The 24644-nt window shown below is 47.3% G+C and carries 26 protein-coding genes; 16 read left to right on the top strand and 10 right to left on the bottom strand.

The window, feature by feature from the left end:
* A complete protein-coding gene (pyrE, locus tag CR164_RS03950; protein WP_110022616.1) occupies positions 1–582 on the bottom strand; it encodes an orotate phosphoribosyltransferase in 582 nt (193 codons plus the stop codon).
* Between the two features lie 176 nt (positions 583–758).
* The gene (ruvX, locus tag CR164_RS03945) at positions 759–1187 is read right to left on the bottom strand and encodes a Holliday junction resolvase RuvX (protein WP_110022615.1); all 429 of its coding nucleotides are present in this window, start codon (positions 1185–1187) and stop codon (positions 759–761) included.
* Positions 1188–1432: 245 nt separating this feature from the next.
* Between ruvX and CR164_RS03935 the strand changes: the two genes are divergently transcribed.
* The 3 genes from CR164_RS03935 (at position 1433) to CR164_RS03925 (ending at position 5411) form a co-directional block, all read left to right on the top strand.
* On the top strand, positions 1433–2866 hold the full coding sequence (locus CR164_RS03935; RefSeq protein WP_110022696.1) for an NAD(P)/FAD-dependent oxidoreductase: 1434 nt from the start codon (positions 1433–1435) through the stop codon (positions 2864–2866).
* A gap of 332 nt (positions 2867–3198) precedes the next feature.
* Positions 3199–4809, top strand: coding sequence for a tetrathionate reductase family octaheme c-type cytochrome (locus CR164_RS03930; RefSeq protein ID WP_110022613.1), 1611 nt, complete (start codon positions 3199–3201; stop codon positions 4807–4809).
* Positions 4806–5411 (top strand): cytochrome b/b6 domain-containing protein, encoded by a 606-nt coding sequence (locus tag CR164_RS03925; protein ID WP_110022612.1) that lies wholly within the window; start codon positions 4806–4808, stop codon positions 5409–5411. Before CR164_RS03930 ends, CR164_RS03925 begins: the two co-directional genes overlap by 4 nt.
* Before the next feature lie 563 nt (positions 5412–5974).
* On the opposite strand, the gene CR164_RS03920 is transcribed toward CR164_RS03925, so the two are convergent.
* From CR164_RS03920 to CR164_RS03905, 4 genes are all read right to left on the bottom strand, one after another.
* Positions 5975–6568: an NAD(P)H-dependent oxidoreductase gene (locus tag CR164_RS03920; protein WP_110022611.1), complete on the bottom strand. Its 594-nt coding sequence runs from the start codon at positions 6566–6568 to the stop codon at positions 5975–5977.
* Between the two features lie 42 nt (positions 6569–6610).
* On the bottom strand, positions 6611–7471 hold the full coding sequence (locus CR164_RS03915; RefSeq protein ID WP_110022610.1) for a Nif3-like dinuclear metal center hexameric protein: 861 nt from the start codon (positions 7469–7471) through the stop codon (positions 6611–6613).
* A gap of 88 nt (positions 7472–7559) precedes the next feature.
* Entirely contained in the window at positions 7560–7877 is a 318-nt protein-coding gene (locus tag CR164_RS03910) for a cupin domain-containing protein (RefSeq protein WP_110022609.1), read from the bottom strand.
* Positions 7878–7979: 102 nt separating this feature from the next.
* Positions 7980–8411, bottom strand: coding sequence for a hypothetical protein (locus CR164_RS03905; protein ID WP_110022608.1), 432 nt, complete (start codon positions 8409–8411; stop codon positions 7980–7982).
* 238 nt (positions 8412–8649) lie between these two features.
* On the opposite strand from CR164_RS03905, the gene CR164_RS03900 reads away from it, so the two are divergent.
* On the top strand, positions 8650–9588 hold the full coding sequence (locus CR164_RS03900; RefSeq protein WP_161953476.1) for a hypothetical protein: 939 nt from the start codon (positions 8650–8652) through the stop codon (positions 9586–9588).
* 142 nt (positions 9589–9730) lie between these two features.
* Here CR164_RS03900 and CR164_RS03895 read toward each other — a convergent pair whose 3' ends face one another.
* A complete protein-coding gene (locus tag CR164_RS03895) occupies positions 9731–10489 on the bottom strand; it encodes an SAM-dependent methyltransferase (protein WP_110022606.1) in 759 nt (252 codons plus the stop codon).
* 191 nt (positions 10490–10680) lie between these two features.
* Here CR164_RS03895 and CR164_RS03890 point away from each other — a divergent pair, with 191 nt between their 5' ends.
* The 7 genes from CR164_RS03890 (at position 10681) to CR164_RS03860 (ending at position 15706) form a co-directional block, all read left to right on the top strand.
* A complete protein-coding gene (locus CR164_RS03890) occupies positions 10681–11820 on the top strand; it encodes an Acg family FMN-binding oxidoreductase (protein WP_110022605.1) in 1140 nt (379 codons plus the stop codon).
* 42 nt (positions 11821–11862) lie between these two features.
* The gene (locus CR164_RS03885; protein WP_110022604.1) at positions 11863–12168 is read left to right on the top strand and encodes a YidH family protein; all 306 of its coding nucleotides are present in this window, start codon (positions 11863–11865) and stop codon (positions 12166–12168) included.
* A 16-nt stretch (positions 12169–12184) separates the two neighbouring features.
* Positions 12185–12856: a DUF2461 domain-containing protein gene (locus CR164_RS03880; RefSeq protein WP_110022603.1), complete on the top strand. Its 672-nt coding sequence runs from the start codon at positions 12185–12187 to the stop codon at positions 12854–12856.
* The gene (locus CR164_RS03875; protein WP_146204133.1) at positions 12828–13883 is read left to right on the top strand and encodes a hypothetical protein; all 1056 of its coding nucleotides are present in this window, start codon (positions 12828–12830) and stop codon (positions 13881–13883) included. The genes CR164_RS03880 and CR164_RS03875 overlap by 29 nt, the downstream gene beginning before the upstream one ends.
* The gene (locus CR164_RS03870; protein WP_110022601.1) at positions 13880–14404 is read left to right on the top strand and encodes a DinB family protein; all 525 of its coding nucleotides are present in this window, start codon (positions 13880–13882) and stop codon (positions 14402–14404) included. Before CR164_RS03875 ends, CR164_RS03870 begins: the two co-directional genes overlap by 4 nt.
* Positions 14405–14450: 46 nt before the next feature.
* Complete coding sequence (locus CR164_RS03865) at positions 14451–14990, top strand: HdeD family acid-resistance protein (protein ID WP_110022600.1); 540 nt, start codon at positions 14451–14453, stop codon at positions 14988–14990.
* 98 nt (positions 14991–15088) lie between these two features.
* Positions 15089–15706 carry an SOUL family heme-binding protein gene (locus tag CR164_RS03860; RefSeq protein ID WP_110022599.1) on the top strand — a complete coding sequence of 206 codons (618 nt, stop codon included), beginning with the start codon at positions 15089–15091 and terminating at the stop codon, positions 15704–15706.
* A 62-nt stretch (positions 15707–15768) separates the two neighbouring features.
* On the opposite strand, the gene nrfD is transcribed toward CR164_RS03860, so the two are convergent.
* Genes nrfD through CR164_RS03845 form a run of 3 tightly spaced genes read right to left on the bottom strand, consistent with a single transcriptional unit; the run spans position 15769 to position 19550 of the window.
* A complete protein-coding gene (nrfD, locus tag CR164_RS03855; RefSeq protein ID WP_110022598.1) occupies positions 15769–16761 on the bottom strand; it encodes an NrfD/PsrC family molybdoenzyme membrane anchor subunit in 993 nt (330 codons plus the stop codon).
* A 2-nt stretch (positions 16762–16763) separates the two neighbouring features.
* The gene (locus tag CR164_RS03850; RefSeq protein ID WP_110022597.1) at positions 16764–17330 is read right to left on the bottom strand and encodes a 4Fe-4S dicluster domain-containing protein; all 567 of its coding nucleotides are present in this window, start codon (positions 17328–17330) and stop codon (positions 16764–16766) included.
* Between the two features lie 3 nt (positions 17331–17333).
* The gene (locus CR164_RS03845; RefSeq protein WP_110022596.1) at positions 17334–19550 is read right to left on the bottom strand and encodes a molybdopterin-containing oxidoreductase family protein; all 2217 of its coding nucleotides are present in this window, start codon (positions 19548–19550) and stop codon (positions 17334–17336) included.
* 626 nt (positions 19551–20176) lie between these two features.
* Here CR164_RS03845 and CR164_RS03840 point away from each other — a divergent pair.
* Genes CR164_RS03840 through nqrE form a run of 5 tightly spaced genes read left to right on the top strand, consistent with a single transcriptional unit; the run spans position 20177 to position 24617 of the window.
* The gene (locus tag CR164_RS03840) at positions 20177–21532 is read left to right on the top strand and encodes a Na(+)-translocating NADH-quinone reductase subunit A (protein WP_110022595.1); all 1356 of its coding nucleotides are present in this window, start codon (positions 20177–20179) and stop codon (positions 21530–21532) included.
* A 40-nt stretch (positions 21533–21572) separates the two neighbouring features.
* Positions 21573–22727: an NADH:ubiquinone reductase (Na(+)-transporting) subunit B gene (locus tag CR164_RS03835; RefSeq protein ID WP_110022594.1), complete on the top strand. Its 1155-nt coding sequence runs from the start codon at positions 21573–21575 to the stop codon at positions 22725–22727.
* Positions 22714–23370 (top strand): FMN-binding protein, encoded by a 657-nt coding sequence (locus CR164_RS03830; RefSeq protein WP_110022593.1) that lies wholly within the window; start codon positions 22714–22716, stop codon positions 23368–23370. The genes CR164_RS03835 and CR164_RS03830 overlap by 14 nt, the downstream gene beginning before the upstream one ends.
* A complete protein-coding gene (locus tag CR164_RS03825) occupies positions 23361–23990 on the top strand; it encodes an NADH:ubiquinone reductase (Na(+)-transporting) subunit D (protein WP_110022592.1) in 630 nt (209 codons plus the stop codon). Before CR164_RS03830 ends, CR164_RS03825 begins: the two co-directional genes overlap by 10 nt.
* Entirely contained in the window at positions 23991–24617 is a 627-nt protein-coding gene (gene nqrE, locus CR164_RS03820) for an NADH:ubiquinone reductase (Na(+)-transporting) subunit E (protein WP_110022591.1), read from the top strand.
* Positions 24618–24644: the final 27 nt, after the last annotated feature.

Raw genomic sequence — 24644 nt, 5'->3', positions numbered from 1 at the left:
TTAGCTGTTTCGAAGGCTGCGGCTGCCCGGTGCATCGAGCGGAATCTTGGCTGCACAAAGCGGACAGCTGTCCGGCTCATAGTTTTTTACTTCAAGGGTGAGCAGGGAGAACTGTTTTTCAGCAAGCGTTACCGTTCCGTTGCTGCGGTCAACTACAGAACCGACTCCGGCAACGCGGGCTCCAGCGCCTTGTACAACCTCGATAACCTCTGCGACTGAACCGCCTGTCGTAATGACGTCTTCGACCACCAGCACTTTTTCGTCGGGAGAAATCGTAAAGCCTCTTCTCAGGACCATCTTACCCTCTTTTCTTTCGGCAAAAATTGTTTTTACCCCTAATTGCCGGCCGACTTCGGTTCCTACGACAATGCCGCCTACAGCGGGTGAAATGACGGTATCGATATCCAGGCCGTTGAAAGCCTCGATTATGTTTTTGCATATTTCAGTAAGGTACTCGGGGTACTGAAGGACCTTTGCACATTGAAAATACGTGTTGCTGTGCAGACCGGAGGTGAGTTTGAAGTGCCCTTCGAGCAAAGCCCCGGAAGATCTGAATATATCAAGTAATGCAGGTGTACTCATAGGTGCGGGTGTTGATTTCTACAGTTGATATTCGAAAGTTTCTGGCGGATTTAAAAAAAACTCTTAAAAGTGGGTTCAATATATTTTATTTTTTTACTTCGTATAAGCGGTATTGAAACACTCGGCCCAGGGTAAAATAATACAAGCCGTATCGAAATGCTAAATGGATAGCGAAGTCAGCCACTACTTTCAAGATAGGTTTGCAACAACAAGCAGGCTGCGGCGCAGTCAAGCCGTCCTTTTTGCTGCCTTTTTCTTCTGCTGAGGCCTGACTCGACAAGCAGTTTTCCGGCATGTCTCGATGAGCCGTGTTCATCGATGGTTTCAACTGGGAGGTCGGGAAAAACTTTTTTCAGTTCCTCTATAAAACAATCGACTACGCCGGTCATCCGGTTTTTTGTACCGTCGCTGTTAAGAGGATAGCCGACAATGATTTTTGCGGCAGGATCGTTGAGGAGAAGAGAGGAGAGGACCGTGGTGATTTTTTCAGGGGGAAACGTACCGACGGGCTGGGCAAAATTTCCGAAAGGATCGCTTTTTGCAAGCCCTATCCGTTTTGTGCCGTAGTCGATTGCAAATATTCGCTTTTTTGTCTTCTCTCCCACAGAAATGCAGCTGCCGGTTCAGGATTTCAAGGTCGTTTTCTTTACGGTAAAGGTATTAAAAAAAATAAGGTTTCCCGGAAACGGATCGGAATACCTTTATAACTCTTTGACTATATGGGTTTGCAGTGTTGGGTTTATTTTCTATCTTCTCTCGCAAAAATCAACTGAATTCATTTTAATTATTTTTTAACAATTGCAACATCCTTTACAGGGTGTTCAGCGAGAATAACTGGAGAAAACAGGCGATGGCAAAGGTTGCGATCATTGGTGCTGGATTCGCAGGGCATACTGCTGCAATGTATCTTGGAGATGCTATAGGCAAGGAGCATGAAATCACGGTTATACACAAGCTTGACTTTTTTGGTTTTGTCCCTTCGTGGGTGTGGCTGGGCATAGATGCCGTAAAGCCTGAAGAAACCACTTTCAAGTTAAAGCCGATTTACGACAGGTTCAATGTGAATTTCATTCAGGGGAAAGTAACGTCAGTTCATCCTGACGAGAATTACGTTGTTGTCGATCAGGCAAATGGCGGGGGTGAAGCGAGCGTCGACTATGACTATCTCATAGTCGCTACAGGTGCCCATATGAATTATGCCGCTACACCCGGCCTCGGACCGGACAAAAATACAGAATCTATCTGTCATTTCGATACCGCCATCAAGGCTCGTGACGCATATCTCGAGCTGGTCGAAAGAATGAAGCGAGGTGAAAAACAGCGCCTGGTTATCGGTACGGGCCATCCAATGGCTGCCTGTCAGGGTGCGGCGTTCGAGTATATCACCAACATACATACCGATCTTACTCAACGTGGTCTCAGGGATAAAGCCGAGCTTGCCTACCTGAGCAATGAACCGGCAATCGGCGATTTCGGCGTCGGTGGTATTAACGTTGTAAAACGTGGAGGAAGAATTGCCCGGGGAGGAGATCTTATCGAGGATCTGATGGATGAGTTCGGACTTGAAAAATCGGTTCGGCGAGGGGTCAAAGAGGTAGATGAGAAAAAAATCTACTGGGAAGATTTCGAAGGTAATTTCGGAGAGGATGAATACGATTTTGCCATGCTTATCCCGCAGTCTCGAGGTGTAACCTTTCCTTTCTATAACAAGGAAGGAGAGGATATTTCCGCTTATGTCACCAATCCGGGAGGGTTTATTCTCGCCGACGGTATTTACGGGTTGAGCTATGATGAACTGGTGAGAACACCTGATGCATGGCCGGCAAACTATCAGAATCCGCTGTACAAAAACATTTTTTCCGCCGGCATCGCGTTTGCTCCTCCGGGACCGATATCCGTTCCTCATACCACGAGAAACGGTATGACCATTACTCCCGGTGCGCCGAGAACAGGTATGATTTCAGGTGTTATCGGAAGAATTGTGGCTTTGAACGTTATCGATCTGATCAAGGGTGGACGAATGACTCACCGTGAACGCATGTCTGAGATGCTTGCGGTCTGTATTGCATCGAACGGTAAGTCACTCTGGAAAGGGCAGGCGACCACAATGATCATTTATCCTGTCGTTCCAGACCATACCCGTTATGACAACAAGGAAGGAAGGGATCTTTTTGTTACCAGAGTTGAACGCGGACTTGCGGGTGCATGGTTGAAGCAGATGGTAGAGACAACCTTTATGCACAAGTTCAGAGGTCGTATAGGCTGGCAGCTTATCCCGGAGTAACCACGAGAATTTTTAAACACGTTAAACCTGAGGCAAACCATGAGACCGACAAAGTTTGATCGATTCAAGATGAAGAACAAAATATACCAGTTCTGGCGGTTTATTGTGCTGAACATCAAGATTCTCAAGGCAGTTGATCACAGTAAAAGAGCCTGATCGAGTATAGAAATACAAACCGTGATTCCTACGAAACGCATGAGGGAAAGTGTTCCCTCATGCGTTTTTTTATTGTGCTCAACAATTGTTAAGTAATTGTTTTTTATGAGGATATGCATACATTAACGTTGTGGGGACAGTTTGGTCTGTCAGTACGTAAACAAACACCGACCACAATGAAAAATTTGTTGAGAGCCGGCTTAAGCTCGGTTGTTATCTATCTCTTTGCTTTTTCACATCTTTCTGCAGAGACGTTCCACCCTCCCGTCGATTCTCTGCTGCTTTCGACAGCGGATCACACAAAGTTCGAAGAACTCAAAAAGGAGTTCAAAAACGGTCCCGAAGTTACGGAAGCCTGCTTGCAGTGTCATACGGAAGCAGCCAAACAGGTCCATCGAACCAAGCACTGGACATGGGAAGTGCTTATGAAGGATGGAAAAATGCTCGGAAAGCAGCATGTTGTCAACAACTTTTGCATATCGGTTGAAAGTAACGAACCCCGGTGCACTTCTTGTCATATCGGTTATGGCTGGAAAGACCGGACATTCGATTTCACCAGCGAAAAAAATGTAGACTGCCTGGTTTGCCATGACGGTACCGGTACCTACAAAAAATTTCCTTCCGGAGCGGGTCACCCACCCTATGAGGACAAGGTTTTTGGCGGCAAGACTCCGTTTAAAAAAGTTGATCTCTCTTACGTTGCGCAGCACGTTGCCAACCCGGATCGCCACAACTGCGGTATCTGCCATTTTGAAGGCGGGGGCGGTGATGCGGTAAAACACGGTGACCTCGACAATTCTTTGCTCGATCCTACGGAAACACTGGACGTTCATATGGCTTCAGGCGAGAATGAACTCAATATGACCTGTACCGACTGTCATAAAACGGAAGGGCATCAGGTTCCGGGGAGCCGCTATGAACCGACGGCGAGGGATGTTCATGGTTTCGATTACCCGTTGCCCGACGATTACCCGACAACCTGTGCATCCTGTCACGGCGTCGATCCTCATCAAAATTACAAGAAACTCAATGATCACGTCGATAAGGTTGCCTGTCAGACCTGCCATATTCCTGCCATTGCAAAAGAACGGCCGACCAAGGTCTGGTGGGATTGGTCGAAAGCGGGAAAGCTTGATGAAGAGGGGCGCCCTCTGGTCAAAAAAGATTCTACAGGACATCTTGTCTATTTGGGTAAGAAAGGCCTGTTCAAATGGGCGAAAGATATCGAGCCGGAGTACCGATGGTTCAACGGAGAGATGAATTATGTGACATTTCTTACCGAAATAAACGATTCCGGAGTTGTTGCCATCAATCATCCCGATGGTGAACCGCGCGATACTCTTTCACGAATCTGGCCATTTAAGGTGCATAGGGGAAAGCAACCCTACGACCCTCAACTCAAGCGATTCGTGAAGCCAAAGTTGTTCGGCCCCAAAGGAAGCGGAGCCTACTGGTCTGATTTCGACTGGGATACGTCGATTGCCGGGGGAATGGAGTATGCCGGGCTGGAGTATAGCGGTACGTATGATTTTGTAGAAACCGAAATGTATTGGCCAATTTCGCACATGGTGTCTCCAAAAGAAGAGGCTCTCAGCTGTGTGGAGTGTCATTCCAGGGGCGGACGGCTTGAAAAGCTTGCAGGATTTTATCTGCCGGGCAGGGATGCCAACGGATTTGTCGAAATTCTCGGGTTGCTGGTAATCGTTTCATCTCTGGTTGGGGTATCCATTCACGGTTTCATGAGGTTTGTTTCAAATAAACGCAGAGTGCAGGATGGTGAAGTATGAGAAAAGTCTATCTGTACGCAAGGTTTCAGCGGTTCTGGCACTGGATGCAGGCATTGATCATTTTTTCATTGCTCGTGACCGGGCTCGAGGTTCACGGTCTTTTCCAGCTTATGGGATATGAAACCGCATTTAATGCCCATAATGCGTTGGCATGGGGGCTTGTAACGTTTATTGTGCTGGCATTTTTCTGGTACATAACCACCGGGGACTTTCGTCAGTACCTTAGTGAAGGGAACATCCTCGACAAAATCTTCATGCAGATCCATTACTACATGATCGGTATTTTCAAAAACGAACCGCATCCGTTCAAGAAAAACGAAATATCCCGTTTAAACCCGCTACAGCGTATAACCTACCTGATGCTGACCCTTGTCGGGCTGCCGTTACAGATCCTTTTCGGATTCGCCTACTTCTACATCAACGAACTTGTCGCGCTCGGGATGAACCCCGACTGGATCGAGCCCATTGCGGTTATTCATACTCTGCTCGCTTACATGCTGATCGGCTTCGTCATCATGCATGTCTACATGACCACCACCGGCCATACTCTCACCTCCAACATCAAGGCCATGGTTACGGGATGGGAAGAGGTTGACGAGTGAGGAAGAGGAGGAGGAAAGGCAAAAGTGAGAAGGCAAAGGGCAAAAGGGCTAGCGTTGTTTTGCAGGAAGTTGTCTCATTAGTCCTGTAATTAATCTTTATGCAGTCATCCTCGGGCTTGACCCGGGGATCCATCTTCCAAAGAAAGTCAGTATGGATGCCGCATCGAGTGCGGCATGACTTTTTACTGGAGATGTATGCATGGTGACCGATAGTCGTGAAGCAGTGCTTTTGAGAAAGCCTCTTTGCGTTAGGGCGAATGGTTCTATTACCATCCAAAACTTCATACAGGCATAGGTATGAAGGTAATGCTTTTTCTGAAGGTTATCACTTCTTCAAGCATGGAGGGGATAAGAAACGTTAGGCTGGTTCTCGAGAAATGGGTAAAGAGAACGGCGTCATTCCAGCAAGGCACCCCGAAGAAGGTCCATCATAAGCTCAAGGTTTAGCTGTTGAATAGCAGAGACATACTCGTCAAAACGTTTTTCGACGATTTTCCAGTCGAATTGGTTATATCCTGCATGTATTGAGTCGTCCTGAAGAGTTTGACATTAAAAAAAGAGAGTCAACAAAAGTTCATGACTGTTTGACGAACCTTTGAACAGAAGCCGGTTACTTGTTTGTCGTTAAGACGCTCTGCATTATATAAAGAGACCATTTTGAATTGACTTGACGGAGCGCATGCGCCAAGAATCGCCCTTTTGAGAACTTTCCTGACAGGCCGGCCCATTAAGAGAAAATCTACCCACCACCCTGAGCCAAGTGTTGTAATAGCTATTGTCGTACGGAGATTCGATAACTTAGGCTTGATTGGCCCAAACCCGGGCGCATGGTCGTAAGCGATCCCCGGGGCCCAAACCCGATCGAACCATCCCTTGAGAATAGCAGGAAATCCATACCACCATGTTGGAAAAACAAAAACAAGTAGCTCTGCGGAAGTTAACCATTCAATTTCTTGACTGACACTCTCCTTATCGTATACGTTAGCGTAATACGTTTGACGTTCTGCTGCGGTAAGGCATGCATTAAAATTCTCTTTATATAAATTTTGCACGATTACCGAATGGCCAGACTCTTTTAGCGTTGCAACAACCGTTTCCCCGAGTATATGACACAAGCTTTTTTGTAAAGGATGAGCTGTGACTACCAAACATTTCATGTTATCAAGATTTCTGAACCAAATGGATAAATTTTTTTGATTCTAAACTGCTTCCAGCAGGAGTTCGTCTTCACAGTACTCGCAGCAGATGCCATAGGTTTCGAACAATTCGGTTACGGCGAGCATGGCTGGTCTTTCGGTTCCGAAATGTGTCCCGCCGATGAGATTGAGTTTGAGCCTGGTGTTCAGTTCGTGAAACGCCCTGTTCAATTCCTGAAACGACGGGACGGCCCACCGGTTTTCCACCGTTCCCGTCAGCAAAGTGTCGCACCCGGCGTCGTAAGCGTATTGCAGCAGGTCAGGAAGGTCTCCGCCGCCAGCTGCCACGGCCACTTTTTCAACAGCAGGCCTGTGCTGCTGAAGGGTCAGGTAGGGCCTTTGCAGTTCTTTGCAAACACGTGACGCAAAGTCCTGAAATCCGGTTTTCGTTACGTGGCCGACAAGGGCTGTCGGTGCGCCGAAGTAGTCGTAAAAAAAGTGTTCGACGGTAATACCGGTCAGTTCCGCCAACGCAATCGAGGTGCCATACCTGGCATGCGTGTCCAGTGGGGCATGCGCCACATAGAGAGAATGTCCCGCCCGGCAGAGCGCTTCCATTGTCTCGGGAGAAATGGGCTGAAGCCCCCTTTCATCTTCGTAGTAATTGAAGTGATGATGGGTGAACAACAGGCAATTCCTTTCCCGGAGGATTTTTTCCACAACCCGGTCCGAGACAAAAACAGCGGTATACGCCTTTTGAATGATGTCACCACCTTGCAGCATAAGTCCTGTCCGTTCTTCAAGAAAGGCTGGATGAACGTATCGCCTGTTCGAATCGGTCACTGCCCATTCGACAAGGTCTTCAGTGTTTTCTGCAATGCGGAACTCGATGTCGAGTTTCGAAGTCAACGTCAGTAACTTCATGATGCAGTCTCTCCTGTACAGCTGTTCTGAGATCAGATCGGCATTGTAGCTGTTTCTAAATATAACGGATTTCGGGTTCCTGGTGGGTTCACCGATAATCCTTTCTCGGAGGACTGAAAAAATCGAGGATTTCTCCTGGTTCGATAGCTTCAAGGGCATGTTCCGTGTCGGAGGGAACCGTATATGAATCGCCGGGACCGATTTCGTACTTGGCATCCTCAATGATGAGTATGTATTTTCCGGATATAACATAACCGCTTTGTTCGCTCGGATGCTTATGGAGCGGTACCTTGTTTTCTTTTTTGTACAACATTTTCGTCACCATGGATTCCTTACCATGGGAGAGCATGAGAAAATCAACTCCCGCAAAACTCCTTTGTTGTGCGTCTTGCGGTGTTACGATCATAGCTGTTTCGAGTAGTTTTTGTTCTGAGCGGTTTTATCTTTCTTGCACGTGAGGTTGCTATAGGTTCGATGTTTCCAAACCGGTCTTCGCGCGTATGGTTGTTTAATACAATCCAAGTCGTCCGGCTTCGTCGTGGGTTATTTCCTTCCAGTCTTCTACATTGACCGGATAGGTACTGTTGAGGCTCGGTAATTCCCTGAGATCCAGATACAGGCATACTTCGAGTGAAACGTCGAGACGCATGTCCATCAGCGCACCGATCTTGCATGCGACGCCCGTGCATCCGCCGAAATTCTTCAGGCTGGCGGCATCTGATCGATGCCATTTGTTGTTCCTGCGATACCCCAGGATGATTGCCTGAATCAGATCCCACCGGTCGAACTTTCCATAATCCTGAATCCGGTTGATGCTGGATCGGGCAATGGTGAAAAGCGGCTTGTCCCAGGTTATGATCATCCAGTCCTGGTAATCCTTCCTTTTTTCATCGATGTGCACCGTTGTGCAGAAACTGTGTAACAGAACCTTCGGTATCATGTGTAGCCTCCTTGTTATTTGATTTATCGAGCGAGTTGCAAAACCGGAAATGGTCTCAATACTGGCAGGAGCATCATCGTCGGAGTGTCATTCCATTTTTCAACCGAACAGGGCGTGTTATTGCGGCGGAAGATCGTCTGATACCGTTAACATAATATAGTGCATGTGCTTGCGTGTGGCACAAGATTAATTGACAGCACCCGTTGAGCGCCTATCGAAAGAGGCATTCGTTTGATTGATGGGCCTGCAATTATGGTGTATATTAAGCTTTGCTTGGTATGTATTTCATAAATCATTTCGAACTATCACCATGATTGGCAAAACAGTTTTGCTTTTGATCGTTATGCTTGCAGGAATCGCTGATTTTTGCTTGGCGAAATCTTCTCAAACTGCCGATTATAGTACAGCGGAAGGAGAAGAGTTTGTGTTTGCAAAAACTTACCCTGGAGGAGAAAAATACGGTTACCAATTGTGGCACAAGCAACTAACAGGCTATAGGGGCACGAGTCTACCCTATGAAGAATATGTAGGGCGAAAAGGGAAAATTGAGACTACAATTACGTATGATCCCAGCCAGTCTCGCTTTATCAGTGAGAAGTCTAAATCTAAATTTCGAAAGGCTGTGCTGGAAAACGGAGAGGTGGTCTATGCTTATCTGGTTTCCAATTCACTGCCTGATAATATTTACTTGACCGAAGAAGTGAATCGGGCGCGATCTCTCATCGGTCAAAAAATATGGGTGAACAATTCGAGGGTTGTTGGTTCACAGGTGTTGATTACGCCGGATGAAAATCTATCATACCCGACATACAATGCCGAACCTTTGACCGTCGTTGATATTTTCATGAGTGTGTATGGGCACAGAAGAGGCAGAGGGGCTTTCTCGATGAGAGTAAGAAAATCGTCAGGTGAAGAGGGCTTGATTAAATTTTACGATAGGTATTTTTACACCTCGAACCCGATTCCTCCAGGCACGTCACAAAAGGTGCGCCGGGCCATCGAAAGACAGGAAGTTACCATGGGGATGACGAAAAAAGAGGCGGTGCTCTCTTGGGGAGAACCGGAAAAAGTCAATAAAAGTGTAGGATCCTGGGGGGTACGTGAGCAATGGGTATACGGGTATAACTACCTCTATTTCAAAAATGGAAAACTGACAAGTTGGCAGACGACAAACTGAAACTTTCAATGAGAACCGGGCTTTCGACCCGATAGCGTGGAAGTAACTACAGGATACCCTCTCTTCGTTCTGTTGTTTCAATTGCCGCGCAGATATCCCGGCAAGCAGGAAGACGTTACCGGTAAGATCGAGGTTTACAGTGCTACCTTTGTTGTAGAACAAAAGCGATGCATTCTACATATTCATCGAGAATATTGGATTCCCGAATCTGGTTTAAATAGAACCTGTCGAACAGTCTGCATTTATCGGGATGCTGCTTTTTCAAATGTTCTATCCTTTTCTTGATCGATCTATTGTTTGCTTCATTTTGTCGTCGGATATATTCTCTATTCCACTTCAGTCGGGCAATGATTCGTAGCCCTGAATCCTTTATTGCCGAATAGAGCGCTTCTTCCGAAGAATATTCCGTTCCTTTGTATCTTCCATCGTGAAATGCCGTCTCGTAGATGATCGATCCGTTCTCATGTATCTTTTTCGAAAGAACCTGCAATGTTTTTGTGACTGAGCCAAAAGCATCGGAATCATGACCATAAATCACAACATCGTACTTTCCAGGAGCGGCAATTGTCTCGCACATGTTTTCTTGTCTTAATACGACGGTTCCGGAGAGTCGATTTTCCCGGATTCTGGCGTTTCCTTCTTCAATAAACTCGGGGATGATATCAATGCCTGTGTAGTTGCCTGGAAAAGTTTTGGCTAATTCGATGACAGTTGCTCCTTTTCCGCATCCCAGATCAATAATTTGACTGTCCTCCCTCAGCGCAACGTGTTGCGTCATGATCTTTATGACAGCATCAGGGTTTCCGCCTAATGTCCATAAATCCTTGAAGATAAGAGGAATAAACGGAGTGATATTCTCGTCTATGATATCCAAAGATGTGTTGAACTCACTCTTTCTCATTTGTCCTTGTTTGCGGTCATGCAGAAATTGGTCAATATAAACTTAAAAAGTTGGGTATGCCCATTATCCAATTAACAGGATAGGAAGATTTAACATTTCATTATTTCTTGAAATCTGTATACTTAAAGGAGGTTGATAAAGATCCTGTCACCGGAACGATCGGTGACCAGAACCTTTAATGTACTTTCTCTATGTCCCTTTCGCGCAGGAAGTTCCTTGTACGCTCCGTGCAGTGTATTGTCGCCTGCGGGCTTTTTCCTGGTTTGTCGGCATGTGACGGAATAACCAGGGAAGAAGTGACGAACGGTTCGGTTTATGATGAACTGGTATCCCTGATAGGCAGGGAGCGTACGGAAATTCTCTGGTATGCTTCTTTTGCTCCAAGCAGTCATAACGTCCAGCCTTGGACAGTTTCCATCAAAAACCCCGATAACTGGGTTATCGGATCAGCCGAGGATCGCTGGCTCACGGAGGTCGACCCCCAAAATCGGGAAATGCTGCTTTCTATCGGAGCGTTTCTCGAGAATATGGTGACAGCTGCAAGGGCGCATGGTTTTCAGGTGAATATTCGCTTGCTTGCAAGAAATCCTTTCGATCCCGAGCTGTTGTCAATCGAACTCCAGAACGCTCAACGGATGGAATATCCTCTTCAGCGTCTTCTCGAACGGAGAACAGTACGAACCGTTTTCAAAAACGAAGACATTGATTCACAGGATTTTTCATTTCTCGTCGGCGGAGAAGAGGGTTTTCATTATTATCCTCGCTACTCGACACAAGCTGTATGGCTCGATGAGGCTTCTGTGGCAGCAACCAAGCTGCAGATCGAACGTGAAAATGTCCAGGAAGAACTTTCCCGATGGATACGGTGGTCGGATGCAGATGCCAGCAAGTATCGCAATGGTCTTACCCCGGAAGCAATGGATATCACAGGGCTTGCCGGATGGTATGTAAGAAATTTCTACGGTTCGAGGGATGTGTTGGGTAAGGACTTTCGGTCGGCTACAGTTGAACGTGTCAAACAGCAGGTTGCGCAAAATGGTGGTTGGATCGTCATTACGTCGGAAAATGACCGGATTTCAACCCTTATTGAAACCGGCCGCTGTTTTGAACGGATGTTTCTCAGGGCAAGAGACTGCTCGGTCGGTGTACACCCGATGTCCCAGGCCCTTGAAGAACCTCTCTGGTCGGAAAAGGCTGCTGAAATGTTGAGGCTGGACAAACCGCCCCAGTTTCTTCTGCGAGTCGGCTATATAAGGGATTATCCCCCTCCAGTAAGTTTGAGGATGCCCCTTGATGATTTTACGAAATTGAATGAGAACGGAAAAGTATAGAGCCACTGGCTTCGGGCGGGTGGCTGGAAAGCCAATGAAGGTATGAGGAAATCACTGTATTCCAGGTTTGATGATGATGAACTGATTCTTCGTGATGAGCTTGCCATCGATCGCACGTTGCTGGCCAATGAAAGGACATTGCTGGCTTATTTGCGATCGGGTGTCGCCTTGGTTATCGCCGGAATTTCCATTATGCACTTTGCCAACGAGATGTGGTTTTGGGCTGTTGGAGTCGCGTGTATACCGTTCGGTGCCGTTACAGGTGTTGTCGGCGTGATACGATACCGCCGTATCGGCAGGTCGATCGATGCGGTGCGAAGGCAGTCTCCAGCAAGTAGAATAAAATAACATATGGTAGAACGATATGGATGTAAAGAACTCCTTCACATTTCTTGAAGCGTTGCGGAAAAACAACAACCGGGAATGGTTTCAGGCGAACAAATCGTTTTATGACCTCGCCAGGGGAGAGGTTGAGCAGCTTGTTGCGATTCTGATTCCGATTGTCAGAGGGATCGATCCCGATGTCGATGTGGTCAGTCCTAAAGAGTGTCTGTTCAGGATATTTCGCGATGTACGGTTTTCGAAAGACAAATCGCCATACAAAACCAACTTTGGTGCTTTTATCGCAAAGGGGGGCAGAAAAAGTCCGTATGCGGGCTGTTATCTGCATATAGAGCCTGGTGCGTCGTTTGTTGGGGGAGGTGCGTACATGCCGGAGTCGCACTATCTCAAGGCGATCAGGAGCGAGATTTTTGAAAACACTGGCGAATATAAAGCAATTATCGAGAGTCAGGAGTTCAGAAAGTTCTATGGCGGGATGTACGGAGAGAAGCTGAAGACCGCCCCGAAAGGATTTCCGAAAGATTTTCCAGATATCGATTTACTGAAAAACAAGCATTACGCCGTCACACACAGGGTCGAGGATGATTTCTGGTTTTCGGACTCTCTTGTCGATGATGTGACGGGGATGTTTTCTGCTCTGTATGGTTTAAACAGGTTTCTCAATAATGCAATCAGCAATGCAGATAAAGGATGACGTCATTCACTGGCTTCTGGAAGATGACAACCCCCCGATACGCTACCTGACTCTGACCAAGCTGCTGAACCACACGGAAACAGACTCGGAAGTGCGACACACCAGAGCACGTTTCATGGAGTACAATGTAACGCAAGGGATCCTCAGGCATAGTAGGGAATTTTGGGAAAGTGACGATCGGGCATACTGGAAATACACCGGCAAGTATTGGCAATTAATTTTTCTTGGCCAATTTATGGCAGACGGAAAAGATCCGCGCATTGCCGAAGGAACGCATGATATATTGAAGAAGCGCAAGTGGGTGATGAAGAGCGGAGGTCAGTGTCTGACTGCCAGTCTGCTCACCGCACTCAGGCGTCTTGGTTATGGCGGTCATCCTGTAGTCACCGAGGAAACCGAGGCATTGGCAAAGAGAATTGTCACGGATCGTGGAATAAAGTGTTCAGCGATGGTTTGTAGCTTGCTGCCACATTGTTACATGGCTGTGCCGAAAATTTTGCTGCTTTTTGCGGAAATACCCGCTCACAAACGTTCAGCAAATATAACCCTTGCGATAGCGCTTCTCGTAAAGATATTGCTGGAAAACGAGATTTATGTTTATGTGCCATCAACTCGAAAAGAGTGGAGGAAAATTTTAGATAAGGCGCCAAAACGTGCTGATCTACCGGAAGGAGAAACTGTCAAAAACTGGATAATCAAACAAAAAGCTGCATTCCTTGACTCACATGATGTAGGGGCAAGAATAGCGAAACCAGGATGGGTCAATTTTGGCTTTCCACTCCATTATAACTCGGACATATTGGAAGCAATGTACGCAATGGCCCTCCTTGAAACACCAATGACTCCACAACTGAAAAGACCGTTGGAGATCATCAGAGATAAAATGACTCCCGACGGTAGATGGTTAATGGAAAACTCTTTGAATGGAAAGATGTGGGTGGATGTCGAAGAAAAAGGAAAGCCCAGTAAATGGATTACTTATTTTGCACTGTTTGTGCAGAATCATTTTAAAATGGAGCAATCATGAACTGGAGCGAACTGCTGACACAAGAGATCGAGTCAACCTACGCAGTCACGAAAGGGCTGTTTGAACTGACCGATGATGAAATGCTACAGTGGAAGCCCGCTACGGGAAGCAACTGGATGACCACCGGTCAACTCCTTAAACACATCACTATTGCCTGTGGTGGAAGTATGCGCGGATTTGTTACCGGCGACTGGGGTTTGCCTGAGGGAGTCGATGTGCATAGCCTGTCCACCGAGGAGATGCTGGCTCCTGCTGAAACAATGCAGGCGGTTGGGAGCGTAGCTGAAGCGAAGAAGCTGTTGGAGGAAGACGAGCGGCTTGCGCTTTCTCTGGTGTCGGAATGCAGCGAAAAAGATCTTGACACAAAACAAACGACAGCTCCCTGGGATCAAACCGAGTTGATACTTGGCCACCGCCTGCTTCAAATGGTCGATCACCTGAAAGTGCACAAGGCACAGCTGTTCTATTACCTGAAACTTCAGAACAAAGCGGTCCATACCGGTAACCTTTGGGGCATGTAAAACCATCGTTAACCGTCCGGTTCCGTTTTTGAAAGGAGAAACCATTATGAATGAAGTTCAAACCGGTAAACCTTCTGAAATCTGGTGGCTCGTTCTGCTGCGTGGAATCGTGCTGAGTTTGTTTGGGTTACTGCTTGTTACGGCAACAGGGGCAGCCCTTTCAACCCTGGTGCTTTTTCTTGGAATCTACTGGTTCATCCATGGTATTTTTTCTCTCGTCAGCATTTTTACAGGTCGCTCGTCACTGCATTGGGGTTTGCTGTTGCTGGATGGCTTGATAGGTATTTTTGCTGGTGTTTTTGTACTGAATCACCCGCTTTGCACAGCTTTTTTGATTCCGACCACACTCGTTGTTATGCTTGTGGTTTTTGGCTTTATCATGGGATCGATAAATCTGCTTCAGGGCATAAAGGGGGATGGAGCCGGAGCGATTATTCTTGGTATAATCAACGTTCTTTTTGCTCTGTTTCTGCTTTCTCATCCCGCACTGGTCGCCATGTTTGCTTCTTTTTTACCGATTACCATAGGGGTGCTTGCGATTATCGGAGGTGTTGCACTTCTTTTCAATGCATTCAGCATGCGTTAAAATCAAACCTTTTTCCAGTTCCTGTTGTTGACTATGTATCGGAAAAACAATCAAACAGTCGCTCGGTTCAGGGCGAAAAAACAGGAGGAGGAATAGAGATGAATATCGTTTTGTTGCTGCTATCGAGCTTTTTGCTTGCCGGTTGTTCTGTTCTGGGGAAGCGGACAGCGGAAGAGGCGCAGTATACAGTATTGAGAAGCGAAGGGGTGTATGAGGTTCGGCAATATCAGCCGATGATTCTTGCTGAAACGGCAATGGAAGGAGATTACCGGTCGACAAGTGGAAAAGCATTCAGTAAACTGGCGAGTTATATTTTCGGTGGCAACAAAGCGGATTCGAGTATTGACATGACAACACCTGTTATTCAGGAGCAGCGGAGTGAAGAAATCGCGATGACAGCTCCGGTAATTCAGCAAAAGTCAGGGGAAAAATGGGTGACAGCATTTGTCATGCCCCAAAAATACACCATGGAAACCATTCCTAAACCCCTTGATGAGGATATTGTGCTGAGAGAGGTACCGGAGAGGAGAGTCGCTGCAATCCGCTATTCCGGCCTTCATTCCGAAAAAAATATTTTAAAATATTCGGAAAAACTCAACGAGTGGATCGCTCAGAACGGATATCGTCCGGTATCGGGACCAAGGATGGCAAGTTTCGATCCTCCATGGACATTGCCTTTTTTGAGGAGGAACGAGGTGCACATCGATATTGAATGATGCAAGAAAGAGGCTGTATCAGTTTTGTTTCTGATACAGCCTCTTTTTGTACGGGTGTTTCTTCACATGAATGTGTGATAAGTTTGCCCTGCAAAAACGATAAGGAAGCGAAGTATCAAACCGCCCATCAGTACAAGAACAGGGGCGACCAGGGGATACTTGATATGTACTCCTATAGCTTCAAGAAACTCGAGGAACATCGGTACGATAAGCCCCAGTGCTACAAAACCTCCCCAGAACCACAGCATATACGACATGCCTGCCAACTGGTGGTCACCAGCGATCAGGTGCATCATGGCTCCGCTTGTATTGGCCGGTCCTGTAATGCCTCCGAGGACGAAAAGGCCGACAATTATCATCTCGATCCAGAGGGCATTGGCGTCTATCTTGCTGTAGATCGGTTTTTCATGTTTTGGAGCAAAAAGAAGCAAGAGTGCTGCTGCACTTGAGATACCGGAAACAAGAAAAAGCATTCCCAGAATAGAGCTTGACCAAAGAGGACGTGCGTAGAAGAAAGAGAGCATAATTCCGGTATAAATGCCGATACCGATCCCGATGTGAGCATTGAGAAGTGCAACAATGGTAAGATGATCCTCGGTCCAGTCGATGAGTTTATTGACGATCCCGATGTTCAGATTGCGCAGGAACTGTTTGTTAACCAGCATAGCCTGTAATACGGCCATCGGGAAAAAAGCGATCAGTATCCAGCTTCCGGCCGACATGGGTGACGTAGGCTGGACAGTGGTGTAGAACGCCCAGACATAGAACTTGTTGGCGAGATCGAGAAAAAGAAACAGCATACCGATGCCGAGCAATATAGGGGCAAGTGCCGAGCCGAGCCTGATAGCGAGGCAAGGGCAGCCTTCCCCCTCGTCTTGTGGGCCGATGCCAAAATGTCGCTTGGCTACGATCATTACTGCGGTGATGATGAGCAATCCTCCAGCAAGTCCGCCGAGAAAAAGATAGAGCGGAATATGCCATTCCCAAATGTGCAGATGTGGAATCACATTCGGGTTCATTTTCGTCGATATGATTTCCGTCGTTGTTTCTGTCATGATTATGCTCCGGGTTTGTTCCTTGCTGAAATCCAGTAGAGGCTCGGTTTAGTACCTGCATGTTCTTTTTGCCGGTAGACCTCCTTTCCGTTCATCATCTTCAATGCCTCTTCTTCGTGATTGTTCAGATCCACGAGGTTCAGGCTGGTCGTCGGGCAAACCGAGACGCATGCGGTTTCAAGACCTTTGTCGATCCTGTGCTTGCAGAGTGAGCATTTGTCTGCAAAGCCTTCAGGATGGACGTACCGTGCGTCATAGGGGCATGCGGCAAGACAGGCCTTACAACCGGTACAGCGTGAGCGGTTGATCTGAACGGTTCCATCTTCGGCGTAGTGGGACGCTCCGGTCGGGCAATAAATCACGCATGGTGCTTTTGCACAGTGCTGGCAGCGTTCCGAACGGTTTTCCATGCTGAGCCTGGGATAGGTGCCATTTGTTTCCTGTACGACCCAGTCGCGACAATAGCCTTCCGGTATGCTGTTTTCTGACTTGCATGCATAGACGCATGCAGAACAAGCGACACAAACGCGTGTGTCGATAACCATTCCGTAATTTTTCTTATCAGCCACAGGTTATGCCTCCTTGATAAAAGTCACAAAATTGTTTTGAAAGCCTACGGCGCCGGTGCTTTGATCAATGTCAGCCTTTGAGATAAGCTGGTTATGGGAGGCACCTTTTTTGTAAGCCCATTTCAGTTTTTTATAATAGTGGCCGTAGCCGTGAACCATATACACCGAATCTTCCCTGATACGTTCGGTAACCTTTACTTTTATGGGGAATTCCGATACGATACCGGCCTGATTTTTCAGATGCACATACTCTCCATGTGATAGAGCGTGCTTTTGGGCTATCCTGGGGTTGACCCAGATTTCGTTTTCTCTCGCTGTCGGCAGTTCGTTCAGAAAACGGTTGTTTGCAGTACGTCCGAAGGTCAGCATCGGTTTGCGCCCTGTCAGGATCCTGTAGTAACCCTGTGGAGGTTCGGGATGCTTGATGTACTTTGGAACGGCATCGAAACCGGCTGATTTCAACTGTGCAGAGGCAAGCTCTATTTTACCGCTTGGGGTTTTGAAGGTTAATTTTTCCCCGGGTTTGCGGTAGAGGTTGGTTGGTTCACCGACGAGCACACCTGTTTTTTTGACTTCCTCGAGCGAACTGCCGACTTTGTTCAGCCGCTTGTCGAGATAGGTCTCGACACTGTCTTCGAAAACACCGTGCAGCTCGAGTTTTTCAGCCATCATTCTCGCGATTTCATTGCCGGGCTTACTGTCGAACATCGGTTCCACCACAGGCTGGCGCAGCGAGACAAACGGTGTCCGGTAAGGCCTTCCGCCGTCGAGGTCATCATAGCGTTCAAGATAGGTACATTCCGGAAGCACGATATCTGCATATCCGGTGACTTCCATCGGCAGTGTATCGACAGCGACCATGAAATCGAGTTTCTGCATCGCTTCGATTGCGGTTTTCCGTCCAAGGGTAATGGTTTCGGGAACGTTCACCCCATAAACAAACCAGGCTCTTACTTCTTTTTCAAGCGTTTGCTGAACTACCTCGTGGGAGGTAATGGAGTTTTCCGGCTTGGTTTGTACAAAAAAAGGATACTTGCTCCAGACGTCTTTCTTGAAATGAGGATGGGGATGAGCTTCGGGTTTCGGCAGCTTGAATTTTTCATATTTGACAACACCGCCGGGCATTTTGTAATTACCGGTCAATGCATTGAGTATGGCAATGGCGCGTACCCGTTGTGTTCCATCGGCGTACCACTGTGTTCTTCGTCCTGGATGGACTGCCGCTGCCGGAGCGTAGCTTGCAAAAGTTCTGGCAATTTCACGGATTTCATCTGCCGGAATGTCGGTGATGGTTGCCGCTTTTTCAGGAGTCATGTGCTGGATTTCAGCCCACAGCTCATCAAATCCTACGGTGTTTTCCGCAACGAATTTCTTGTCGTAAAGCTCTTCGCTGATGAGGACGTTCATGAGAGCCTGCATCATGGCGATGTCCGTTCCGGGTTTTATCGGCAGCCATTTTTCGGCTTTTCCTGCAAGTGTCGAGAATCGGGGATCGAACACTACGATTTTGAGGCCGCGGCGAATACCCTCAGAAATTTCCTGAACGGCGGTGTTATGCATGTTTTCGCCGTAATGAGTACCGAAAAAGAGCAAATATTTACTGTTCATCATATCGATGCCTTCAGGAGTGCCGGTGCCGTGGCCGTAGGTCATGGTATAGCCTTGAAGACGCGGTCCACAGCAAAAATCGTATGATGGCTTCGCAAATTTGTTCACACCGAACGCTTTGAACATCTCCTTGAAAAAGGTGTAACCATAACCATGATGAAGCATTGCAATGGCTTCGGGGCCATATTTTTCCTTTATCTGGTAAAGCTTTTCGGCTGTATAGGTGATGGCTTCATCCCACGAGGCTTTGCGGAGACTGCTTTTGCCCCCTTTTCGTTCTCTGATGATCGGGTGAGCGAGCCTGTCGGGATCGTAAATCTGCCCGATTCCTCCTGTGCCTCGCGGACAGAGTTTTCCGTTGCTGAGCGGATGGTGCTCCGAACCGGTGATCTTGTAGATTTTACCGTTACGCACGTGTGCTGCAATACCACAACGCCAGAAGCAATGTTCGCAGAATGAATGAACAACTTCTTCCCTGTCGTCTTTCGCAAAGGCAGTGTTTGTGCTTGACAAAGCCTGCCCGACCTGACTAGAAATCGCAGCGGATCCAGCTAAAAACAGAGACGATATCTTTAAAAAATCTCTGCGGTTCAAATCATGACCATGGTTCATGTTCAAGGTCTCCTGATGCTAATGTTTGTTTTCCGGCCAGGCGAGTTGCCTGGGAAAAGTTTCTGCTCTCCGGTATACCGGGTTAGCAATGAGAATAGTGCTGTTGAAATATTTGAATGATACCGGCTCAAGGAATGGATTACTTCTTACTTTCGTAAACGCAATCTTGTCCTTCGAACTGCTAACAAGAATTAATAATAAGAAGGGTGATTATTCACTCTTCTTATTATCCACAATTATATCTGTGCAGAATGATTGAAAAATTTCAGCCAAGAATATATAACATATGTGAACGTGTTGCAAAAACAAAAGATTTACAATATTGTTATTCACTTAAGGTGTTATTTTAAAAAGACTTACTTTTTTGTTCGATCTATGCTTTTGCTATATCTTCTTTTGCTTTTGATTATAACGATTGTTATTTTTTTATATATATAATTATATGATTGTTTATTGATTTTCTCTGTGAATGTTATGTCATTTTTTTGCTTGATAAGATGGATTTGGGATATTTTTGACGTGTAGCGTTGGATTGACGATCATAGTGAAATTTTTTCTTTTCCTAAACGGTTGATGTGCATGATTGATTTCGAAAGGATTATTTTACATCAAGGCATTGGTATGCTATGAAGGTAATTCGACTGAAGAAAGGTCATAATCTTGCGATTGCCGGCCAGCCGGAAAAACTTCTGGTCAATGCAGGGCAACCTGCTCGTTTGAAGATCAGGCCGTTGGATTTTCGCGGGATCAAGCCGAAACTGCTGGTCAAGGAAGGCGATCACGTCAACACCGGGACTCCGGTGTTGTACAACAAAATCTTCCCTGATATGTTCGTGACCGCACCGGGGGCCGGTCGGGTTGTGAACATTGTTATTGGGGAGCGGCGTGTCGTCAAAGAGATTGTTATCGATCTCGACCGAACCGAGTCATTTGAATCGTTCGAACGTTTCAATGAACAATCGGTTCCCACTCTTTCACCCGATACGATAAAAAAGCAGCTGCTGCGTTCAGGTCTCTGGCCGGTTATCCGGCAACGTCCCTTTTCCTCTGTGGCGGATCCCGAAAAATTACCGAAAGCCGTTTTCATACCGGCAACGCCAACGGCACCTTTCGCTCCGGATACGGATTATCTCCTCGAGCAGGATACTACAGGATTGCAGATGGGCCTGTCGGTCCTGAAAAGGCTTACGGGAAAGCCGGTTCATCTCGTTGCCGGAAATGACAGCTCGAGTACAGCGCTTGGCGGTGCTAAAGATGTTGTTCTCCACCGTTTCAGCGGACCGCATCCTGCAGGAAATGTAGGTATTCATATTCATCACATTGCTCCTATCAGGAACCGTGACGATATTGTCTGGTATGTGTCACTGCAGGATGTTATGCGGGTCGGCCGTTTTTTCCTCAAAGGGATTCTGCCGGTTGAAAAAATTGTCACCGTCGGGGGGGAATCGGTGGAAAAAAGGCACTATATAAAGATCCGGCAGGGTATGATGCTTAAAGATGTCCTGTGGGGAAACCCGGTTGAACGGGGTGCCCGGCTGGTTTCCGGAGACTTGCTTACCGGTTTGCAGTGTGTGGCAGAAGATCCGCTTGGATTTTATCACGACACCGTTTCGGTTATACCGGAAAGCGCCCGGCGTGATTTCTTCGGGTGGCTTGTGCCGGGGCTCCATAAATATTCTTTGACCAATCTCTTTTTATCCCGCCTTGTCAACAATCGGGGAACGCATCTCGATACCCGTATGCACGGCAGTAAGAGAGTTATTATTCCTTTCGGTAATATCGAGTCTGTTCTGCCTATGAATATTCTTCCCACATTTCTGATAAAGATGATTCTTGCCGAAGATATTGACGAGATGGAGAAGCTGGGAATCTATGAGTGTGACCCTGAGGATTTCGCGCTGTGCTCCTTTATCGATGCATCGAAAATGGAGGTTGCCGAGATTATTCGTCAAGGGCTGGAATATGTAGAGAAAAACGGTTAGTGTAGAACGGTATGCAGGAATAATCGTTTAATATAGGACTATGGGCGTTTTGAGAAAGTTTCTCGATCGTATCGAGCCGAGTTTCAGCAAAGGGGGAAAGTGGGAAAGATTGTTTCCCCTGTATGAAATGGTCGATACCATATTCTATGTTCCCGAAACAGCCACCACCGTTGCACCGCATGTCAGGGACGCCGTGGACATGAAGCGTTCGATGTTTACGGTGATTATTGCACTTATGCCGGCCCTTGTTTTCGGAATATACAATACCGGTTATCAGGCTGACCCTGGGGCTGGTTTCCTGCAGAATGTCCTGACAGGGGGAAGTGCGGTCGTGCCACTGATCCTTGTTTCGTACATTGTCGGTGGTTTGTGGGAAGTGCTGTTTGCGGTTGTCCGCCGCCATGAGGTCAATGAGGGTTTTCTCGTTACCGGCTTACTGCTTCCAATGACTCTGCCTCCGGATATTCCTCTCTGGATGGTCGCCATGGGTATATCGTTCGGTATAGTTATCGGCAAGGAAGTAACGGGCGGGACCGGATACAACATATTCAATCCGGCTCTCGTTGCTCGTGCTTTTATCTTCTTTGCTTATCCGGGGGAGATGAGTGGCGACCCTGTCTGGTCTCTTGCTGACGACCTTACCGCTGCAACACCTCTTGCAGTTGCCGCGTCAGTGCCAGGAAAAGACGCTGTGTCACTGGTGTCGGAGGCTGGCTACTCTTTCAAAGACATGTTTGTCGGTCTTATTCCCGGCTCGGTCGCTGGAACCTCCACGCTCGCGGCTCTTGCCGGAGCTGTCGTTCTCGTTGTCTCGAAGATAGCCAACTGGCGCATCATGGCAGGTGGTCTTATCGGTCTTGTAGCGGCAGCGATACTGGCGAACCTCCTCGCTCCCGCTTCGGAGAACACCATGCTTACCCTCTCTCCGCTTTATCATGCGGTGATGGGCGGCTTTGCGTTCGGTTTGATTTTTATGGCAACCGACCCGGTCAGCGCTGCCCAGACCGACAAGGGCCGATGGATCTACGGAGTGTTGATAGGGGTTCTTTGTGTGATGATCCGGGTTTTGAACCAGGCTTTTGTCGAAGGTATCATGCTTTCTATTCTGCTTGGAAATGCATTTGCGCCGATGATCGATTACTTTGTGCTGCGGCAGAACATTGCAAAAAGACAGAAGGCTTATGCGAAGCAGTAACAGCTATACATATTTTTTCGTTATAGTGATGGCCATTATTTCCGCGCTGCTGCTCTCCGTCATGAAAATAAATTTGCAGGAACGGCAGGGATTCAACAAGGCGTTGGATACCAGGAAGAATGTCCTGAAGACCGTTGGGGCTCTCAGTCCCGAAATGAGCGACAGTGATGTTGAAGAGCTCTACATGTCGAAATTTACCAAACAAACCTTTCTCGACGGGAGTGGAGGCGAGAGGGAGTTTTACACCTATGGTTCACCGGAGCGTCCCGAGGGTTATGTGTTTCCGGTATCGGGAAAAGGAGTCTGGTCGACAATAAACGGCTTTATAGCGCTTGAGCCGGACAAGAACACCATAAAGGGGATATCGTTTTATGATCATGGGGAAACGCCGGGTCTGGGCGGCGAGATTGAGAAGGATTTTTTTGCTCGCAGGTTTGTCGGCAAGAAAATCTTTAAAGACGGTGAACTGGTATCTGTGACCATTGCGAAAAACAAACTGCTCGAACAAAGCGAACATGCAGTTGACGGGTTGAGCGGTGCATCGTTGACAACCGGATCCATCAATCGTTTTTTACGTGATGATCTGACGGAGTATCTGCCGTTACTGAGAGAATCCGCTGAAGAGGAGGCGTTATGGCGATAAAGAAAACACTCGATACGTTTGCAGGACCCTTGAGCCGAAGCAACCCTATTACGACCCAGGTTCTCGGGATATGTTCGGCTCTTGCCGTTACGGTTAAAATGGATACGGCACTGGTGATGTCCGGTGCTCTCATTTTTGTGTTGGTAGGTTCGAATGTGATTGTATCGGCGTTGCGGGATGTGATTCCCTCCAGGGTCAGGATTATCGTTATGCTCACTGTTATTGCAACCCTCGTCATTTTTATCGATGAACTTCTCAAAGCCTACCTTTACGATATCAGCAAGCAGCTGAGTATTTTTGTCGGTCTGATTATCACCAACTGTATCGTTCTGGGCAGGGCCGAGGCCTTTGCTTTGAAAAACACCATGTGGGAGTCGTCTCTTGACGGCCTCGGTAACGCCATGGGGTATGGCTTGATTCTTCTCTTTGTATCGGCAGCAAGAGAACTCTTCGGGAGCGGCTCACTGCTTGGTTTTCAGGTTATTCCGGACTTTCTGTATGTCGAGAACGGAGGGTGGTATGTGAACAACGGTCTTATGTTACTTGCACCTGGAGCCTTTATTATTCTCGGTCTGCTTATCTGGCTGCAAAGAACAGTAAACGGTTATACGGAGGAATAGATGGACGCCTTATCCCACTATCTGAGTCTTGCTGTTGAAACGATATTTATCAAGAACATCCTGCTTGCCTACTTTCTCGGGATGTGCTCCTTCCTTGCCATATCGAAAAAAGTCGAAACCTCGATCGGTCTCGGATTTGCTGTCGTGTTTGTCAACGGGATCACTGTCCCTGTAAACTGGATGATCAGTCACTACTTACTGGAAAAGGGGGCCTTGCAATGGACCGGAATTACCGGAATGGAGGAGGTGGATCTGAGTTTTCTGACATTTATCGTCTTCATTGCAACCATAGCAGCGATGGTGCAGCTTGTGGAAATGACGCTTGACAGGGTCAGTCCCACGCTTTATCAGTCTCTTGGTATCTTTCTGCCGCTGATAGCTGTTAACTGTGCAATTCTCGGTTCTTCGCTTTTTATGGTCGAACGGGAATACGACCTTATGGAAGCTGCGGTGTTTGGCACAAGTGCAGGAGTCGGTTTTTTTCTCGCGATCGTGACACTTGCAACCATGCGTTACAAACTGAAATACTCCAATGTACCGAAAGGACTTCGGGGGTTGGGTATAGCAATGCTCCTGACAGGGCTGATTTCCATGGCATATATGTCGTTTTCCGGCATTGACCTTTAGTGACCTGTTTAACCGATTCAAGATTCA

The sequence above is a fragment of the Prosthecochloris marina genome, from assembly GCF_003182595.1.
GTDB lineage: Bacteria > Bacteroidota > Chlorobiia > Chlorobiales > Chlorobiaceae > Prosthecochloris > Prosthecochloris marina.
This window is presented reverse-complemented; position numbering and strand designations above follow the sequence as displayed.